Origin of the sequence: Thermoanaerobacter sp. YS13 (genome assembly GCF_000806225.2) — a bacterium.
Classification (GTDB): Bacteria; Bacillota; Thermoanaerobacteria; order Thermoanaerobacterales; family Thermoanaerobacteraceae; genus Thermoanaerobacter; species Thermoanaerobacter uzonensis.
In genome coordinates this window covers 39,136-57,773 of the sequence record NZ_JOOI01000003.1, presented here as the reverse complement: position 1 = coordinate 57,773, position 18,638 = coordinate 39,136, and the positions used below count along the sequence as shown (strand labels likewise).

General features: G+C 31.8%; 23 protein-coding genes and 1 pseudogene. 9 read left to right on the top strand and 15 right to left on the bottom strand.

What is annotated here, in order from left to right; genetic code table 11:
* Window positions 1–69 precede the first annotated feature (69 nt).
* A complete protein-coding gene (locus THYS13_RS14835) occupies window positions 70–198 on the top strand; it encodes a hypothetical protein (RefSeq protein WP_255356326.1) in 129 nt (42 codons plus the stop codon).
* A gap of 43 nt (window positions 199–241) precedes the next feature.
* On the opposite strand, the gene THYS13_RS12480 is transcribed toward THYS13_RS14835, so the two are convergent.
* From THYS13_RS12480 to THYS13_RS12470, 3 genes are read right to left on the bottom strand one after another with little or no spacing between them, the layout of a single operon-like run.
* On the bottom strand, window positions 242–1,225 hold the full coding sequence (locus tag THYS13_RS12480) for a M42 family metallopeptidase (protein WP_042834859.1): 984 nt from the start codon (window positions 1,223–1,225) through the stop codon (window positions 242–244).
* Entirely contained in the window at window positions 1,222–2,244 is a 1,023-nt protein-coding gene (locus tag THYS13_RS12475) for a M42 family metallopeptidase (RefSeq protein WP_042834858.1), read from the bottom strand. Before THYS13_RS12475 ends, THYS13_RS12480 begins: the two co-directional genes overlap by 4 nt.
* Window positions 2,235–3,275, bottom strand: a complete 1,041-nt coding sequence (locus THYS13_RS12470; RefSeq protein ID WP_042834857.1) for a M42 family metallopeptidase — start codon at window positions 3,273–3,275, stop codon at window positions 2,235–2,237. The genes THYS13_RS12475 and THYS13_RS12470 overlap by 10 nt, the downstream gene beginning before the upstream one ends.
* A 292-nt stretch (window positions 3,276–3,567) precedes the next feature.
* Here THYS13_RS12470 and THYS13_RS12465 point away from each other — a divergent pair, with 292 nt between their 5' ends.
* The 4 genes from THYS13_RS12465 to THYS13_RS12450 are packed head-to-tail and all read left to right on the top strand — an operon-like array spanning window position 3,568 to window position 5,901.
* Window positions 3,568–4,155 carry a hypothetical protein gene (locus THYS13_RS12465; protein ID WP_235603418.1) on the top strand — a complete coding sequence of 196 codons (588 nt, stop codon included), beginning with the start codon at window positions 3,568–3,570 and terminating at the stop codon, window positions 4,153–4,155.
* Window positions 4,156–4,164: 9 nt separating this feature from the next.
* Window positions 4,165–4,521, top strand: coding sequence for a GntR family transcriptional regulator (locus THYS13_RS12460; RefSeq protein WP_042834856.1), 357 nt, complete (start codon window positions 4,165–4,167; stop codon window positions 4,519–4,521).
* Window positions 4,514–5,104, top strand: coding sequence for a hypothetical protein (locus tag THYS13_RS12455; RefSeq protein WP_042834855.1), 591 nt, complete (start codon window positions 4,514–4,516; stop codon window positions 5,102–5,104). Before THYS13_RS12460 ends, THYS13_RS12455 begins: the two co-directional genes overlap by 8 nt.
* The gene (locus THYS13_RS12450) at window positions 5,104–5,901 is read left to right on the top strand and encodes an ABC transporter ATP-binding protein (protein ID WP_042834854.1); all 798 of its coding nucleotides are present in this window, start codon (window positions 5,104–5,106) and stop codon (window positions 5,899–5,901) included. Before THYS13_RS12455 ends, THYS13_RS12450 begins: the two co-directional genes overlap by 1 nt.
* Before the next feature lie 136 nt (window positions 5,902–6,037).
* On the opposite strand, the gene THYS13_RS12445 is transcribed toward THYS13_RS12450, so the two are convergent.
* The 5 genes from THYS13_RS12445 to THYS13_RS12430 form a co-directional block, all read right to left on the bottom strand.
* Window positions 6,038–6,424 (bottom strand): hypothetical protein, encoded by a 387-nt coding sequence (locus THYS13_RS12445; protein ID WP_042834853.1) that lies wholly within the window; start codon window positions 6,422–6,424, stop codon window positions 6,038–6,040.
* Between the two features lie 521 nt (window positions 6,425–6,945).
* Window positions 6,946–7,671: a hypothetical protein gene (locus tag THYS13_RS12440; protein WP_042834852.1), complete on the bottom strand. Its 726-nt coding sequence runs from the start codon at window positions 7,669–7,671 to the stop codon at window positions 6,946–6,948.
* Between the two features lie 150 nt (window positions 7,672–7,821).
* Entirely contained in the window at window positions 7,822–8,157 is a 336-nt protein-coding gene (locus THYS13_RS12435) for a hypothetical protein (RefSeq protein WP_235603416.1), read from the bottom strand.
* A gap of 46 nt (window positions 8,158–8,203) precedes the next feature.
* Window positions 8,204–8,503 (bottom strand): hypothetical protein, encoded by a 300-nt coding sequence (locus THYS13_RS14725; protein WP_235603414.1) that lies wholly within the window; start codon window positions 8,501–8,503, stop codon window positions 8,204–8,206.
* A gap of 17 nt (window positions 8,504–8,520) precedes the next feature.
* Window positions 8,521–9,306, bottom strand: coding sequence for a hypothetical protein (locus THYS13_RS12430; protein WP_235603412.1), 786 nt, complete (start codon window positions 9,304–9,306; stop codon window positions 8,521–8,523).
* 321 nt (window positions 9,307–9,627) lie between these two features.
* Between THYS13_RS12430 and THYS13_RS12425 the strand changes: the two genes are divergently transcribed.
* Window positions 9,628–10,095, top strand: coding sequence for a L,D-transpeptidase (locus THYS13_RS12425; RefSeq protein ID WP_052210538.1), 468 nt, complete (start codon window positions 9,628–9,630; stop codon window positions 10,093–10,095).
* Window positions 10,096–10,167: 72 nt separating this feature from the next.
* Here THYS13_RS12425 and THYS13_RS12420 read toward each other — a convergent pair whose 3' ends face one another.
* Complete coding sequence (locus THYS13_RS12420; RefSeq protein ID WP_235603410.1) at window positions 10,168–10,914, bottom strand: hypothetical protein; 747 nt, start codon at window positions 10,912–10,914, stop codon at window positions 10,168–10,170.
* 273 nt (window positions 10,915–11,187) lie between these two features.
* On the opposite strand from THYS13_RS12420, the gene THYS13_RS12415 reads away from it, so the two are divergent.
* The gene (locus THYS13_RS12415) at window positions 11,188–11,376 is read left to right on the top strand and encodes a hypothetical protein (protein ID WP_235603431.1); all 189 of its coding nucleotides are present in this window, start codon (window positions 11,188–11,190) and stop codon (window positions 11,374–11,376) included.
* Between the two features lie 96 nt (window positions 11,377–11,472).
* Here the strand turns inward: THYS13_RS12415 and THYS13_RS12410 are convergent, their stop codons facing one another.
* A complete protein-coding gene (locus THYS13_RS12410) occupies window positions 11,473–12,381 on the bottom strand; it encodes a YCF48-related protein (RefSeq protein ID WP_042834848.1) in 909 nt (302 codons plus the stop codon).
* Between the two features lie 74 nt (window positions 12,382–12,455).
* A complete protein-coding gene (locus tag THYS13_RS12405) occupies window positions 12,456–13,112 on the bottom strand; it encodes a DUF6518 family protein (protein ID WP_052210536.1) in 657 nt (218 codons plus the stop codon).
* 286 nt (window positions 13,113–13,398) lie between these two features.
* Between THYS13_RS12405 and THYS13_RS12400 the strand changes: the two genes are divergently transcribed.
* Window positions 13,399–14,346: an AEC family transporter gene (locus tag THYS13_RS12400; protein ID WP_042834847.1), complete on the top strand. Its 948-nt coding sequence runs from the start codon at window positions 13,399–13,401 to the stop codon at window positions 14,344–14,346.
* On the opposite strand, the gene THYS13_RS12395 is transcribed toward THYS13_RS12400, so the two are convergent.
* The 4 genes from THYS13_RS12395 to THYS13_RS12380 form a co-directional block, all read right to left on the bottom strand.
* On the bottom strand, window positions 14,329–15,273 hold the full coding sequence (locus tag THYS13_RS12395) for an alpha/beta hydrolase (RefSeq protein ID WP_042834846.1): 945 nt from the start codon (window positions 15,271–15,273) through the stop codon (window positions 14,329–14,331). The two genes, THYS13_RS12400 and THYS13_RS12395, sit on opposite strands and share 18 nt — an antisense overlap.
* 97 nt (window positions 15,274–15,370) lie before the next feature.
* Entirely contained in the window at window positions 15,371–15,604 is a 234-nt protein-coding gene (locus tag THYS13_RS12390) for a DUF429 domain-containing protein (protein WP_042834845.1), read from the bottom strand.
* A gap of 209 nt (window positions 15,605–15,813) precedes the next feature.
* Window positions 15,814–16,587 (bottom strand): DUF1722 domain-containing protein, encoded by a 774-nt coding sequence (locus THYS13_RS12385; protein ID WP_042834844.1) that lies wholly within the window; start codon window positions 16,585–16,587, stop codon window positions 15,814–15,816.
* Between the two features lie 23 nt (window positions 16,588–16,610).
* A complete protein-coding gene (locus tag THYS13_RS12380; protein WP_042834843.1) occupies window positions 16,611–17,858 on the bottom strand; it encodes an MFS transporter in 1,248 nt (415 codons plus the stop codon).
* Between the two features lie 172 nt (window positions 17,859–18,030).
* Between THYS13_RS12380 and THYS13_RS12375 the strand changes: the two are divergent.
* A pseudogene (locus THYS13_RS12375) lies at window positions 18,031–18,627 on the top strand (IS30 family transposase); the annotation flags it as partial.
* Window positions 18,628–18,638: the final 11 nt, after the last annotated feature.

Sequence of the window (18,638 nt, the reverse complement as noted above, 5' to 3'; positions counted from 1 at the left end):
ATCCTAAATATCTTGTACAATGAAGATAAGAACAATAAATTTTAACCTCTTCCCGAGGAGGGAGAAAAAATGTTTAAATTCAACATAAAAAATCTCATCTGGGCCATAGCAGGGCTTGTCTTTCTGATAGTGGCTGTATTTTTTATAGTCAACTGGCTTGTAAATTCAAAAAATAACACCTCTAGTGAAAGTGCATAAGCCTATAAATAAAAAGACCCCGCAATAAGCAGGGTCTTTTATCTTATCTTTCCAGTATTTTTATGAGAAGATTGATACTAGCCTCCACATCATTTTTATCCACCATTTCTGATATGCTGTGAGTATATCTTGTAGGAATTGATATGACACCTGATGGTATGCCACCTTTTGTTAAATGTATAGTTCCTGCATCAGTCCCACCAAACTCCAATATTTCTAACTGATAAGGAATATTATACTCCTTAGCTGTTTCAATCATCATTTCTCTCACATAGGGGCTCACTATTATTGACCTGTCCATTACCTTTATAGCTGCACCTTTACCAAGAGATACTGACATCTTTTTAGCTTTAGGAGTATCACCTGTTAACGTCACATCAACTGCTATAGCAAAATCTGGATGTATGTTATAAGCAGCTGTAGTAGCTCCTCTTAAGCCAACTTCTTCTTGCACTGTAAAAACAAAGTACACCTCGTTTTCTGTTTTAAGATTTTTCAGTGCCTCAATAGCTACATAGCAGCCTATTCTATCATCAAAAGCCTTTGATATAAGTCTATCACCTGCTTCAATAAATTCGCCTGCAAAAGATGCACTATCTCCAATATTGACATATTTTTGAGCTTCTTCCTTATTCTTTACTCCAATATCTATATACAATTTTTCAATTCTAAAATCTTTTTTATCCTCTAAATATTCTACTCCTATGACTCCTTGAACTCCATTTTTAAAAACCACTCTTCTCCCTACTATCTGTTCTACAAAAACTCCTCCAATAGTTGTAAATCTCAAGAAGCCTTCATCCTCTATATGTGTAATCATAAGTCCTATTTCATCTGTATGAGCAGCCACCATTATTTTTTTACCTTTTCCTGCATTTTTGCATATCATATTCCCCAATGCATCATATGTAATCTCATCGCAAAAATCCTTTACTTCTTCTTTTATGATTTCTAAAACTTTTTCCTCACTTCCAGAAGGTCCATAAGTCTGTGTAAGTTTTTTTATCAACTCTATATTTAAACTCATATTAAAGCCTCCTTCTCAATATTTTTAATTATCAAATCAACCAATTTAACTGTGTTATGAAAATCCTCTAAAAAGGCTACAGAATTAAAAGAGTGAATATACCTGCAGGGGACAGATACAGCAATTGTTTTTATGCCACCTTTTGTAAGATGGATTTTCCCTGCATCATTGCCGCCGCTGGCTATTCTCCTAAATTGATAAGGTACCTTATTCTCATCGGCTATTTTCGCAATTTTATCAATAAGTTTTTTATCATAAAGAGTTGTCCTGTCCATCAAAGAAATTGCAGGTCCCTTGCCCAATTCCGTAGAAACTAAATGGGGTGCTGAATCAGTAACATCCGCTGCAACTGTCCCTTCCACAATTATGGCAAAGTCGGGTTCCACATTATATGCTGCAACACCTGCTCCCCTTAAACCTACTTCTTCCTGCACTGTAAAAGCTGCACAAACAGTATATTCACACTCGTTTTTCAGAATTTCTATCAGCACATTACAGCCTATTCTGTCATCCAAAGCCTTCGCTTTCACATAGCCATTTCCTAATATCTCAAAATTTGAGTCAAAATAAACATAATCACCAGGGGAAACATGTTTTAAAGCTTCTTCTTTTGAAGTCGCACCAATGTCTATATAAAGAGAATCGAAGTCAAGAGGCTTTTGCTGTTCGTCCCTCTTTTGAAGGTGTATTGGCTTTGCTCCTATTACTCCATTTATTCCCTTTTCACCTACTTTTACTGTTTTTGCAACGAGTATTCTATTATCTACACCACCTACAGGAAAAAAACTCAAAGTCCCATCTTCATTAACTGATTTTACCATAAGTCCTACTTCATCCATATGGGCGGCTAACATTATTTTAGGTTTGTCTTTTTTGCCTTTTTTGCAGGCTATCAAATTCCCTATTTTATCTACATAAACATTGTCCACATATGGTTCAACAATACTTTTTATCTTATTCCTTATCTCCTTCTCATCTCCTGAAGCCCCCATTATCTCTGTCAATTCCTTTAATAACATAAGTGTCCCTCCAATTCTTCTGGAAGATTAGCTATATAATAAGCTAAAAGTTTACCGCTACTTATTACATCTTTCATATTTGCAGTTTCTACTGAAGTATGCATATATCTTAGAGGTATTGATACTAATCCTGTTGGCACGCCCTCTCTTGAAACCTGTATCGCCCAAGCGTCTGTTCCTGATGGACCTGGTAATGGTTCCACCTGATAATTTATATTATAATTTTTAGCTGTTTCAACTAAACCCTTGTATACTGCTGGGTGCATATTAGGACCTTTACCAATTGCAGGTCCTTTACCTAACTCTATCTCCAGACTAACCCCTCTTGCTTTTCCATGGGTAACGTCAATAGCAATTGCAATGTCTGGCTCTACGTTATAAGCGGAAGTCGTAGCTCCTCTTACTCCTACTTCTTCCTGAAGTGTAGCTACTGCATATACATCATGATAATGATATAATTTTTTCAGTTCATCAAGACATACTGCCATCACAACAATCCCGGCTCTATCATCTAAGGCCTTTCCAGAAACATAATCATTTAAAAGCTCTCTGAAGTCTCTTTTTATCGTTATAATGTCACCAATTTTGACTAATTCCTCTACTTCTTTTTTAGGAAGTCCCACATCCACATACATATCTTCAATCTTTATAGCTTTTTCCATGTCCTCTGAAGACAAAAGATGTGGTGGCTTACTTCCTATAACTCCCAACAAATCCTTTTTACCGTGAACTATAACTTCTTGGGAAGGAAGAGTCCTCTGATCAACCCCTCCTACTGTTGTAAATTTTATAAATCCCTTCTCATCAATATCTTTCACCATAAGGCCTATTTCATCTAAATGAGCTGATAACATCACCTTGTACTTGCCTTTTGTGCCCTTCTTTTTAAAAATAAGATTGCCAAAATTGTCTTCTTTAACTTCATCTGAAATTGGTTCAAACTCTTTTTTTAAGAGGTCATAAATTCCTCTCTCATGTCCAGAAACCCCGTAGCTTTCACTAAGCTTTTTTAACAACTCCTTATAATCCATTTTCTACCCCTTCCCGTCTAGTTTTATTAAACCATTCTTAAATTTTAATGATTAACCCCTACAAGTTTATTATTTCTACATAGAGCTTTAAATTCCTTCTTATTTTTTTGCTAGTTTAAAAATTGTTTTAATAATTTTTTAAAACTCATTGACAAAAAAGTTTTATAGCGTTATATAAATCCCGAATAGTTCTAATTATGACTTACGCCCTCATGAAAATTTTCTGCCGGATAAATCAATTTCAGTAAAAGACATAGATAGCATATCTATTAAAGTCTCCTCAGAAATTGAGTTGGAACTTGTTGAGGGCGATACTTTGTCTTATTCTTCTCGATTGATAGAAACCGGAGATAATAAAGTTTTACATTTAGAAGAATTTTCCCCTATAAAAAATTCTACTTATATTATAAAATTAGGTACATCACTTGAAAAAAACCTTGATATTGATTGTACATCAGTCAAGATAATTGGTAGTGGAAACATTAAAGACATTCATATAAACTCTGTTGGAACTACAATAAATGCTGATATTGTATCAGAAAATAACATTTATATAAACACTGTTGGTTTTGACTTGAATGGCAAATTAAAAGGTAAAAACTTAAATCTCAATACTACAGGGAGTAACATAAAAGGAGAATTAGATTTTGATAAAATCATATTAGACGCCACTGGTGTAAATATTGATATAAAATCAAAATTTAATAATTTTAATATAAATGCCACTTCTTTAAATGGAACACTTGAAATTTTAAATACTCCTGATGAAACTGGTGAATTTTATATAGATGCAACAGGCGGTTCTTTAAAAATTATAAACAAAAGCAAAGCTCCTATCGACATAAAAAATTCAGGCATTATAAAATTAATCAGAGAGTGATGGTGCAAAATGCTAAGAAAAATAGATAAACACAGTGGAGTACCTGCATATTTACAAATAGTAAACATGATAAAATCAGAAATTTTATTAGGTAACCTTCAAAAAGGCAGTCAACTTCCATCTATCATAGATTTACAGGTGATATTTGACGTAAATATAAATACAGTTATAAAAGCTTTAGAAAAATTAAAAAACGAAGGATATATAGAGTCAGAGCAAGGCATAGGATATTTTATAAAGAAAGACATTGATGTAGAAGAAGGTGTAATAAAAATTATAAGAGAATGTGTCACAAAATTGAAAAACAGTCGTATAGACTATTATACTTCTATGTTAATTTTTGAGGAGGTCTGGAAAAATGAATGAAGTGATAGATAAAATGGATATTTATATACAAAAAGAATTAAAGGAGAAAACTGTAAGAATACTTTTTCTTACTCTTCTACTATTCATACCAGTATTATTAATCAAAACAATTGCACTTTTGTTTTTGTCTGCCACTTTTATAGTGTATGATATAAGACATCAAAATGCAGAACTTTTATACTTCCTACCTTTTTCTAAAAAAGAATTGTTCCTTTACAATCTCATTTTCTTAAGCCTTGTTGTGATTATAACTTCTGCTATTGGAGAAATATTTTTAGGAGTCTCTTTTATAAATAAATTTGAGCCTATTTTGAGAAGTTTAATACTTTTATTTGCAATCTTTGGACTTCAAATGACTTTTTCAGGCTTTGAAATGGATGGATTAGGCTGGAGTGCTTTTGTGGTTATTTTAGATGCAATTTTCGGTAATATAGGCACAACAGATATTAATAGCTTTGCTTTCAATCCTTACAGCCTGATAAGTTTTACTCGGCAGGGAAATTTACCTCTGTCCTTAATATTCTCCTCCCTTCTTTGTCTCTTAGGCTATTGGTCATACGTTATAAAAGGCGGTGAAAATTAATGTACGCACTGGAAATAAAAAATTTAAGCAAACAAATAGATGGAAAACAAATACTCTCAAGTGTCAGCTTTAAAGTACAGGAAGGCGAAATAATGGCACTTGTGGGTCCAAATGGTGCAGGAAAAACCACAACATTAAAGTGCATAATGAACGCAGTAAAAAAGGATTCAGGCGAAATATTCATATTCGAAAAGCCTTTTCACCCTTCTATAAAAAAAGATATAGCGTTTGTTACAGAACACAGAAAAGTCTTTAACAACTTACAACTGGGAGACTATTACAAACTGTACAAAACTCTGTATCCATCATGGGATGATATGTTTTTTAAAAACTTTCTCTCCCGATATGGCTTTAACTTAAACGAAGAGATGCAAAAATTCTCAAGGGGCCAAAAAACCCTTATATTAGCGATATTAGCTTTTTCAACAAATGCAAAACTCATAATCTTAGATGAGCCTACTCAGCATCTTGACCCGGCTGCTAGGTTTGAACTTATAGAAATAATAAAGCAATACGTCAATGAAAAGAAGGGCACTATACTTCTTTCTTCTCATGAAATATTTGAATTAGAAGAATACGCCACAAGTTTTGCCATAATAAAAGATGGAAAAATACTATATACAGATTCCATTGATGAAGCGAAACAAAAACACAGAATAGTTAGTCTTAATGAAAACATAAAGGGGGCAAAAGTAATCGCAGTAATGAATAACGAAGTTTTAGTACAAACTGAAGAAGATATAGGTGAATACCCTCGCTTAAACCAAATAATTGTAGGCTACCTAAAAAGTACCTAATAAACAAGGTAACAATAAGAAATTTAAATTGATTTTCCTATAAAACATCTATTTGATTCTCCCCCTCTGAGATGTAAATCTAGCTCAGAGGGGTATTTTCACAGTTGGTGTACCAATTTATTTTTAAAGCTATTTCTTACTTCTTGCTGACTATAAAAATCAATGAATATCCTGCTACCACAGATAGTGCATTAATAACATGTCCTAGTACATAAGAAAAGTCCAATAAGATGGGATAAAAATACAAAAAAACTACTGCAAATAAGGGTAAAATAAAAGCCAATAGACATTTATAATTTATCATCCAATTCCCTTCTTTCTTTGTTTCACTTAAAAAGAAAGGAATTGTTAATAATATTCCTAAAACGAAATAAAAAATTAGATTACCCCACACAAGTATTATTTGGTTGTATGTAGCTTCTGAAATACGGATTATCTTTTGTAACAATATGTTACCTACGATTAAATAAATATATATTAACAATATAAAAAACATCTTAAACTCTAGATTTTCTTCTTTCATTAACACTCTCCCTTTCTTTTATTTTTATAAAAAAGAATACCTCTGTGTTATTGTAATACTTTTCAATTCTTTTAATTTAATATCAATTTACATATCCATTATTTAACATCAACACTCATTCACTACTAGTCTCCCTATGAAGTGTTACCCATGAAGTAGAAACATATCCATGCAAAATATCCGTTCTTACAGGTAGCCAACCATAACTTGAAAGATCATATTAATAATAGTTTGATGTCGGATAAAAATATTTTGTAGAAGTTAAGGTTATGTGTTCGTATCCAAAGGACATCTGGTTTAAAAGGCGTTCTAGTAAAAGGTAAAGGTTTTATATTTTTTCTCATTGCTACTATTATCAATTGATATTTTTTAATATTTTGTAAAATTTATACATTTTTAAATCTTAGTGTAAAACCTCTTAAGTATTCTTTACGGTTATTATAATATATATTTTTTCCAACGTCTATAGAGCAATAGTATTATAAAAAATTTTTTCATTCCCCTCTCCTACCTCTACAAAATCAATCTACTCTGAAGCCTCTAAACATATCTTTATATTTTTCATCAATCGATATTTTAGCCTGTTTTACATATTGATCTATTATATTGTCAAAATACTTTTTATACTCATTTTGCACCTCTATGGTCATTTTATCCGTTTTCTTCAATTCCCCATTTTTAATTCCTTCATTGATTATCGCATTGTACAGCTTATCAAAAAGCAACATTCTTTTTACATTGTATCTCTCATAATCGTTCCAGTATTCCTCATATGTCATACCACTTGCAGAAATTAACTCTTTCAATTTTCCCTCCGCTTCAGGAAATTCTTTAAATTGTTGTTTCTCTTTTTCAATATATGAATTTATTTCATCTTCAGATACCTTTAGATTGTATTTCATAGCAAGATATTCTTTTACTTTCTCTCTCACCAATTTATTTAAAACAAAATTATTTATATCGTTTACCTGTCCTTCCGATGCCAATGTCAATCCCTTACGCAATTCAAATTCGTTTTTATATATCGGTATACCGTTAGCCTCTGCAATCACATCCCCTTCATTGACTTTCAATTTGTCTTTATTACCCTTTAAAAAACTGCCTACTTTTTCAATAATTTTATCAAACTGTGATTGATTTGGCCCATCCCCTACACTAACTCTCGAGACTGACAATCCAAGGGCAATTATACTCAATGATAAAACAATGGCAAAAGCGATTAATAAAAAAGTTTTTGTTTTCCTCATTGCACCTACCTCCAAACAAATATTAATCCTTCCATTCCTAATTTATTTTATTTTTTACTTCGCCTTATCTGATAGATTCCCAAAAAGACTGTAAATAATCCTGTACAATAGAGTTATCGAAAACCTCGTATGTATACCCATTTACTATAATTATTTTTTATTATCTTTATCAAAAGCTATAAAGCCGTTCTCTACATGAGAATAAAAATTTATTACATAATAAGAAAAATCTATTTTTCCTTTTACCGTGCTGCTCATTTTATATTTGTATCCTCTTAACCATTCGGTTAATTCTTTAATTTTTTCTTTATCTTCTGTTATTTTTGGTTGCTCATTTCTTAATATCTCTACTTTATAAACATTATCAAGATTAAATCCAATGGCTTCATCAATGGTCTTTACTCTATATTCATACAGATTTTTAGCCAAAATAGCGATAAAATAAATTATTACAATTAATACAATAACTCTTATTTTTCTATACATTCTGTTCTCATCCTCCTCATTTTCTCCTTATACACCAATTGAAATTTTAAAACTTCTTATCCCACGTATAACCGCCATTTTCACTGTAAAATAAATTTGTCCCACCCGATGTTGAAGCTAAAGCCCACACTGTTTTATTATCTATAAATTGAATTTGAAATGTACCTTGAGGAATATTTAGCTTTTCCCATGTATTTCCTCCGTTATTTGTTTTAAATAATTCATCTTCAAATAAAACATACCAGTTTTCTTCATCTACTATATAAACCTCTCTGGGGGAATTCTTGGATACAAAAGAAGCCTTCTCTTTCCAACTATTCCCATTATCCTTGCTTACTAAAAACACTTCCTCAAAATCCCCTCTCACATCATCAAATGCAAATATTGGCCAAATGATTTCACTATCAACAAGTTTAAGAGAATATTAAGAGAATATACAGAAATATATTCTTCATCAAATCTTGAAAGCAATGGAATAATTTTTTTATTCCATGTATATCTTCCATCAGTGGTCATGTATAAACTAGATTTTCCTGGTTCACACCTTTCCACTGTAATAAAACCCGTTTTTACATCAGTCAAAAAAACAAAGCTCTTTTTCTCCCCTTCATATGGAAGTGGATTAGGAGATGCTGAAGTACTGTTAGGCAATTCTCCTTCGTGAATGAGAGTCCATTTATTGTTTATTAATTTATAAACATCCACAGGCACATTCCCAGACGCAGGCCCATATTCCTTAAGGGCCCAACCTTGATATTCTCCACCGGAATTTATAAAAAATAATTTACCCATACCAAAAGGCACTTCATCAGCATCCCAGTTTTTACCTCTATCTTCCGTCTTATAGAGAGTCTCATTAGAATAAAGTATCCAAGCATGATCAGAATCCATAAAAAACCATTCACGAATGTCACCTATGGCAGAAGTCAAAGCAGTCACCCATGTAGTGCCTCCATCATTTGTAATAAATACTTTATTTTCTCCCATATTTTCTCCAATAGCCCATCCATTATTTCTATCTATCATTTGGAAATATTGAAAATTAGGAATTAGTTTGTGAAACGTATTACTCTCCTTAACCTCTCTTTTTGTTTGGCATCCGCCAAATAACAAAGTTAAAATTATCAAAATTACAAGAGCTTTTTTCATTCCTCACCAAAACCTCCCATAAATTCTTCTACCAACATTATACCATTATTTCGTTTGTCAGATATTACAAATTGGTTACAAATTATTAAATTTTTATTAATTCCCCTTAATAATTTGCTTAGAAAATAGCCTTAAAGCTCCATATTTCACAGCAGGCAGTAAATAAGACAAAGAAAAGAGCATTGAAAAAAATGAGAGAATTTTTAGGAAAGGATTTTTTAGATAGGTTGTAAATTAGCATATAAAACTCTCTTTAATAGGTAGAAGGGTAAATCGGCCGATTTGCTTCTAAAAAAAAATAATATCATGGAGGAATGCAAAATGTGGAAAATAACAATTGACCTATATAAAGATAGGTACAAAGAAGGAGTTTTAAGACTATGGACATATTCTACAATTTCTGGGAAATATATAGAAAGATACAGATGTCCTTGTCTGGGTAGGGGAACAACATATCCTGATTCTCCAGATAGTTGGAAATATATTAACGGTAACACTCCAACAGGAACTTGGGATGCTATAGTTGATGGTATCGGTGATTCTGAGATTTATGGACCTAATCCAAGAATAGCTCTAACTTCCATAAGTGGAAATGCATATATTGCAGAACATACTTACGGCAGAAGTGGATTTATGATACATGGAGGAAGAGCTGATTACGAACCACCATTGTATCCAACAAATGGATGTATAAGAGTATATGATAATGACCAAGCTGCGTTAGTAAATATCCTAAATACAGATGGTGAAAGTCATGGTACTGTGATAATTAGTGAAAACCTTGGATAAATATGTTCAAATATAATTGGCCTAAAGAAAAATAATTAGTCTATCTTTATTTAGGCCCTTTTTTCTTTACTTTTATCTGACTGTGAAACTAAACAGATGTTTCCCATCAGCTGTTACAACAAATATTTTATCCCCATCCCATTTTATTAAAGCTTTGCTCATAGAAATTTTCTCTTCTTTTATCTCTCCAATTGTTTTTATTAAGTCATTGTTTAAATTATAGATTTTTAATGTATGAGTCCCATCTGGTCCTTTTATATCTGCAGAAGGCAAAAAAGCGAATTCATCTTCATTATTGGGGTTAAAAGAAATACTCATCATACTCTCATGCTTTGCCTCATTATACCAAAGTATTTTACTATTGTTTGTATCTGTATCTACAATAATACTTATAGGTAAATCTGAGGAAAATTGCACAACAATGTATTTGCCTTTTGAAGAAGCTGTAATATACTCCACACCGTTAAATAAATTATAGTGCAAAGCATGTTCTGTCAAATCTACTGTTTTTATCACACCGTCTTTTAAATAACTAAGTTTTACATATGTCCTATCCCCATAAGGAGATTGTTCTTTTATTTTCCCATCGCCAGTAAAAATAAACTGATTTACCCAGGCAGTTATATTGTTTCCGTTATACGAAATGAATTGAGGAACATTAGGATTGATGTGAGAAGAAACTTGCCTTTCCTCACTAACCTTTGATACATTCTCTGAACCCGAACTATCATTTTTTCCATAATCACTAAAGCTATTTTTGCAACCAGTTAAAAGTATAGAAAATACCAGCAAAAAAAGAAAACTTTTCTTCAACAGCACTCAACTCCTTTTAATATTTTCTTTTCAAAATATTTCTATCCCCATTATAGCACTATTTCATCTGCCTGATATTACAAATTGGTTACAAATTATTAAATTTTTATTAATTTCCCTTAATAAATTCTTTAGAAAATCTTGCTATAATAGTTAGTATCAAGTATTCAGCTGCTTTAGATATTTACTCTTTACTTATAAAAAATTCTTTATTATAGGTTGTTTTTTATACTAAAAATGGCTCTTTAATATATAGAAGGTGATTTTTCCCATATGAAGGTGATTAAATTGAAAAATAAATCTCTTCCCAGTATAAAATCAAAAGAAAAAGAGCAAGAAAAGTTATTAGAAGTTATCGATAAATTTAAACCCCTACTCAATAAATACAAGAAAAAACTCGAATATGATGGTGCTGAAGAAGACCTAATACTCTGGCTTTTGAAAACAATTACTAAATTTAAAGGATGATACTTATGCTCAATATAAATGATGAAAAACTAATCTCGTACATCGCAAAAGGCATGAAAAATGAATACATATTTTATCTATAAAAAGAAAAAACGCTTATTTTTCACTTAATATCTTCCACGTTTTTCCTCCATCTGTTGTTTGGTAAACTAAAATATATTTTTCATATTTATTCTCTTTATTTTGTTTATAAATCTCTAAAATTAATTTCCCATGTTTACTATCAGTAAATACAGGTACATTTGCAGAAGACAGGTAACAATTTCTATAACTCTCGGGTATAGATAATTTTATCTGTAACCAGTTTTTCCCTCCATCTGTTGTTCTAAAAAGCAAGGGATCAGGACCAATATTATTTGAAATACTTATCCACCCATTATTTTTATCATAAAATTTCATATTTGAACAATTTGCCGCACTATAAATTCCATCATAATTCTTTTTGCCTGTTATATTTACATTTTCCCACCTTTTACCTCCGTCACTAGTTTTCAATAAATAATTTATCTGCATTCCTGCACCATTCATTGTTGTCAAAATCCAACCTTCTTCAGAAGTAACAAATTGAAGAACCGATATATTTTCTCCACATTTACCAATATCAGATTTTAATATATCCCATTTTGCACCTCCATCTGTCGTTTTAAGTATATATAATGTAGATGGAACAATCCATCCTATCCAACCATTATTATCCATAAAATAAGGTACTATATTCTCAGCATCTTTATAAGCACTCTCAGGAATTTTATCAATCGGAATATAAACTTGTGTCCATGTTTTACCACCATCATTACTTTTATATAATTGCAAGTCTTTCAAAGATGAAATCTTATTATCTTTAAAACTCCATTTCCACTTTTCACTTTGAATATCATTATTAGTAACATTTTTACTTACATTTTGAATAGGTGTCTTTGCTAAATTATCATGATTTTTAACATTATTTTGACATCCACTAAAAAACAAAGTCAAAATTAACAATCCAAAAAATATTTTTTTCACATTTAACACCTCCAAAACATTTATATTTTCATTATACCATTTTTTGTTTATATTCTATCATAAATTGGTTACATTTATCTAATATAGTCTAATTTTAAATTAGAAAAATTTACCAGCCTAAATAAAAATCCCATTATATAAGACAAAAGATAAGACTTACTCAATAATACTGATATTAACATTGCAAATATAAAAACTTTTATATATTGAGATTTGTTTTTTGGTAAAATAAAAAATAGTATAATTGCTGCAAAAAGATTAAATCCTGAATATGGAGAAAATGTGTATAAAAAGCTATATCCTTCTGAAGCTAAAATCCCAATGGGAAGAGCAGCAGATAAAGAAGCGACCCACCCCTCTTTTCTGCTAAACCAGACGATATAAGAAAAAGGCAAAGATGCTATTGCAACCAATCCCCAACCTATAAAATAGTGTATGGGGAAAAAATTAAATATTTTAATAGAAAAGATGTAGTAAGATATAAGCATACCTACAAAATAAACAAAAACATGAATTGCTCCAGCCATAGGTGTCCTACTCCACGCCGCAATAATTGTAGCGATAAATATCCATATTCCAATTTCTGAAAAAATATTGCCAACTATATTGGCTAAATTACCAATTATACCATCAGCAGGAACAATATCAAGATATTTTGCCATAAAGCCAGAAAATACGCCTAAAACAAAAAATAATATTATTTGTACCGCTTTTTTCTTTATATCTGCCACAGCATCTTTCTCCTTTTCAATATTATTTAAAAACTGTACTTAATTATACATGAAATTTTTAAAAATTTAAAACAATTTCCTGTAACTTTTTAGTTTGTAAGTCTGCAGTTTTATTATCTAAAAAGTTGTGCCATTAATGGGATAATCTCTAAATTAAGCAAAAAGCATATTTTTGCTTAATTTAGACAATAAAAACTATATTTTTTTCTCTTATTTGAAATTTATACTTCTTTGTGTTATTTTAAATAAGTAAACTTTATCTACACTCTTAAGAGGTGGCTTTTTAATGGAAGTCTTTTTTTCATCAGTTCAAGGTGTTTTGATAATTGTATTTATACTGGCACTGGGGTATTATTTATCTAAGATAGGCTGGTTTAATGGCTCAACAGCAGACCTTTTTGCAAAGCTTGTAATTAACGTATCTTTACCTCTTAATATGATTATAAATATCTCTACAACTTTTTCTAAAGAGCAGTTAGAACACTCAGTAAGAGGACTTTTGATTCCATTTTTATCTATTCTTTTGTCGTATATGATCGGATACATATTTGCCAGCATTTTTAAAATAAAAAAAGGAAGAAAAGGGGTTTTTGTCCTTATATTCTCCCTTTCAAACACTATTTTTGTTGGGCTTCCTATGGTTCAAGCTCTTTTTGGAGATATATCAACACCTTATGCCCTTTTATATTACATGGCAAATACAACAATACTTTGGACTCTGGGCGTCTACGGTGTAATACGGGATGTAAATGAAAAAGAAAAAAACATAATAAACTGGGATACTGTAAAGAGAATATTCAATCCTCCTCTTTTAGGTTTTATAATAGGAGTAATTTTTGTGCTTATAAACCTTTCTCTACCAAAATTTCTCTTTGAAAGCTTTAAAATGATCGGAAACCTCACTACTCCTTTGTCAATATTTTACATTGGAATAGTCATCCATGAAATGGGCTTTGATAAATTCAAACTTGACAAAGACGCTATTCTGGTCTTTATTGGAAGATTTTTAATAACTCCTGCTCTTGTGCTTCTTCTAAACATATTCATCCCTGTGCCAAAGCTTATGAGGGATGTATTTGTCATAATGTCAGCAATGCCTGTACTTGTAAATTCTTCAATAATAGCGAGGATATATGGAGCAGATTATGAATTTGCCACAAGTATGATTACATATACGACAATATTGAGCGTTATCATAATGCCATTTTACATGGTGTTACTGAGAATAATTTAATATTTCCTCTTCAATCCATGCGAAAATATCTTTATAAACCTCCTCTTTCCCAACTTCATTGAGAAGTTCATGCCTTTTTCCTGGATAAAGCTTCATGTCAACCCGTTTTAGCCCCATCCCTCTGTATAGGTCATATAGCCTTTTTACTAATTTTCCATACTCACCTACAGGGTCTTCCTCTCCTGAAATTATAAGTAAAGGTAAATCTTTTGGTATTTTCATAAGCCTCTGAGGCTTAAATATATTTAAAAGCCCTCTAAAGAAATAGTAGAAAAATCCAGCTGTAAAAATACCCCCGCAGTAAGGATCTTCTTCATATTTTCTAATTTCCTCTTTATCTGTTGAAAGCCATTCAAACTTGCTTAATTTATCTCCTTTTATCCTTTTATTGTAACTTCCAAACGTTAATTTATCTAAAATTTTGCTCCTCTTTTTTTCGCCAAAAAGGCTTTTTCCAATAAATGCTAAAGCATAACCAAATCTAAGAGGCAATTCCTTAACTGCAGAAGAACCGCTCAATATAACTCCATTAACTTCTTTGCCATACCTTATCATAAACTCCTGAGCCACAAAAGATCCGAAACTATGGCCAAATATAACAATGGGAATATTTCCGTATTTTTCTTTCAAAAAGTTCATTATCAGGTATTCATCTTCTACTATCTTATTAAAGCCATCTTTTCCTATGTAACCTACATTGTCCAAGCTTCCTGCTGTTTTACCGTGACCTCTATGGTCATTGGCACATACTACAAAGCCTTTTTCATTCATATAGTAAGCAAAATTTTGGTATCTTCCCCCGTGTTCAGCCATTCCATGAAATACCTGAATAATACCCCTGGGAATTTCCTCTGGCACCCAAAGATGAAGGTATATATCTACCCCATCCTCCCCTTTTATAAAAAAACCGCCAAAACTCTCTGCCATTTTGCTCCCCCTTTTTAAACTTCTTTTATAAATATTTATTCTATAAAAACATCATTTAACCTTCTTATTTTTACAAAGAGAATTTCCATTGGCAGCCCTAAAAGGTCTTTAATTTCCTCGCCTCTTCATCACAGCTTCTATATCTTTTTTCCGAATAAGGAAGACCAATGGGAATATCAATAAGAACAAGTTCTAATTTATCCCTGTAAAAATACCATACATCCTCAATTTTTTTAAAAAATTGCACAAAAGCCTTCCCATTTTTACAAGTAGCTACTACCCATCCGCCATAAGCTCCGTCTATACCTAAAACTCTTTCCTCAATATTCACTGCTATCCCTTCTTTTTATCCTAACTCTACTTCTTGTACTTTTCTATATCTCTCAAAATAATAGTATAGTATTTCATCTGCCCATTTTTATTTACAAATATTTTCTTCAAGGCAATCCCCACAATATTTTATTGAGCTTTTTAATGATAGAAAAAAACAACCTATTACCATATTATACAAACTCAAACTAAAACTCAAGCAAAAATCCATCAAATAGATGGAATCATTCTTTTTATCTGTATCCAAGCTGCAATGTCAACTAATGCTGTCTGTTGAAAAAGGTATTCATTATGTGATCGCTTAAGTATATCTACTATAACTTCAAGGAGCATTTCTTCCGTCGTAAAAGCTTTTTCTTTCTCTTCCCTTGTAGCTATTTCACTTACATAGCCCCACATATGCTCTAAAGCATTCCGTATACCTCCGAGAGCGGGTGGTATTCTTAACAAATTAGTAAGTATTTCTGCAAATTCGATAAAACCATTTCCATCAACAGCTTGAACAGCCCGTTTGCCAAGCATACTATAAAGATTAGGATCTCTTGCTAAAACAGAATATTTATGCTGTGCCCACAGCATCTGCGCATGTTTTGGCAGTGAAATGCGTCCTTTTTCTTTTTTATACTTATATTTTTCTTTTAAAATGTCAAACTGACGAGCAGGCGAATCTAAATAAGGTGGCCAATTTATAGTAAAAATTTCTTCCTTATCAAATTGTGCAGTTTTTTGCACTATTTCTTCCTTAAATAAAGACACAGGAAGTGGGGATTCATGTCTATAGCCTCTCAACCTCATTTCTTCAACAAGCAAAATGTGGCGCATATATAACGCAGGCAAACATTCCTTCCATCTCTTTGTCTCTGGATGAGAGGCATAACCCTTTTTGTTATTTATGTAAATAGATACAATCCCATGTAATTCGCGGTGTTCCCCAAGGAGATTCTCACGATTGAGATAGCCAGGTGAAATATCCCATATTCGCATCTCATATTTACCTCCACTTTTATTTACTCTTCCTTTATCAAAAGTGCACCCAAAATCAAACCTATAAACATTAAAATTGCAGAGGAAGCAAGCAAAAAGTTATAACTTGTCATATGGGCTATAATACCTCCAATAAGAGAACCAACAGACAAGGCTAAAGCATTATTCGCACTAAAAAGCCCCATTGCAGCTCCTTTGGGAAGGTTTGATTGTGATGCTAAGGCTGTTCCCGTGACAGAAATTATTGGCCATGAAAATATCATTAATGTAAAGAATAATATTACAAAAACTGTCTTTGCAGTAACCGCTAAATAACCCAAAATAGTCAAACCCAAAACAGATATCGCTCTTAAAGAAATTCCTAACAATAATATTTTTCTGTTGCCCTTTTTCTCCGCGATGTCGCCAGCCCAAGAATATAAAAAGATGCTGAGACCAACTGCCATAGAGAAAATTATGGAAGAAACAGATGGATTTATTTTGTACACGTATTTCATTATAATTGGGTAGAAAGAAAAAAAGAAAGATGAAGCAGAAACAACAATGAACCACAAAATGTTAAATATTATAATGGACAGGGTAGTTTTTGATAAATGTCCCAATAAATTTTTAAAATGCAGTAAATGGTATGCCTGGCTTATCGATACCAAAAACGGCTGTATTTTGGGATGTAATTTCTCCAATGCAGGACGGCGAGGCTTTATTACCTCTCTTCCTGCTGTTATAGGCATAATCTTATAAAATAATACTGATGAAAATGCCATTAAAGCGGTAACTACAAGAGCTATTTTTATGTGAGTAGCACTAAGAAGGCTTGCTATTGCCAAACCAAATACTTGGCCTATTCCATAAGTTCTTTGAAGTGCACCTACTCTCTCGCTTACTTCAGTATATGAAAAACGTTCAACAATCCACAAATTAGCAAGCGTATTCGTCAAAGAAAAACCTAAACCTGCCATTAAACTCAAAACTCCTAAAATAACTGGTGTAGGAACAAAAGTAATACCTAAAATGGATAATCCTATCACAAGCAATCCCATTAAAAATAAAATCCTATTTAATTTCAACATATCCGCTATTTCTCCCCATATAGGAGCGCTTAATTGTCCTAATCCAAATAATGACATAACAATTCCTACATTTGCGGCACTACTGTGTTGCTGCGTCCAAAGGGGAAGCAAAATGGGTATTAGTCCAGAAGCTATGGCACCTAAAATTGCATAAGACCCATACCAGGTTTCAAAAAATCTACTTTTATGAAAGAAAGCCATTTATACATCACCTCTTTAATGTATCTATCTTCTTTACTACATGTACGTTATACTTCTTTCACGGTTTTTTACTTATTTTTTATTATATAATACATTACATTTATAATAAAGTCTGCCATCACAGGTTGATATAACAAAACAGATTTACATGGAAGACTGGTTAGTTGTATAAGTAGCTAAAGCAGAAGATTTCTTGAAATATGCTGAAAATAAAATATTAAATGAAAAATGGTCACCAGATGCAGTTGTAGGCTATTGTAAAAAAGACCCAAGCTGGAATAATAAACACTGTACAACTATATAGATAGAGGATTATTAAAAATTAAGAACATTGATTTATCTTTAAAACTACGTTTAAAACCAAGGAAGAAACAAAACCGTAAAAATAAACGTTTTATGGGTAAAAGTATTGGTTTTAGACCTAAAGAAGTTGAAAGCCGTGAAGTTTTTGGGCATAGGGAAATAGATACGTTAATTGGCAAGAAGTCTAATGACAAGGCCCTTTTAACATTAATAGAGCGTAAGACTCCCCATGAAATAATATTCTTATTAGATGCAAAAGACAATAAATCTGTTAAAGATGCATTATCAAAATTAAAAAGATATGTTTGGTGGCAATTTAAACAAAGTATTTAAAACAATAACATCTGATAATGGTACAGAGTTTAGTGATTTAGAAAGTGCTCTTTTAGAATATGGCGTAGAAGTATATTATACACATCCATATTCATCTTGGGAAAGAGCTACAAATGAACGACATAACGGTCTTTAAAAGAAAAA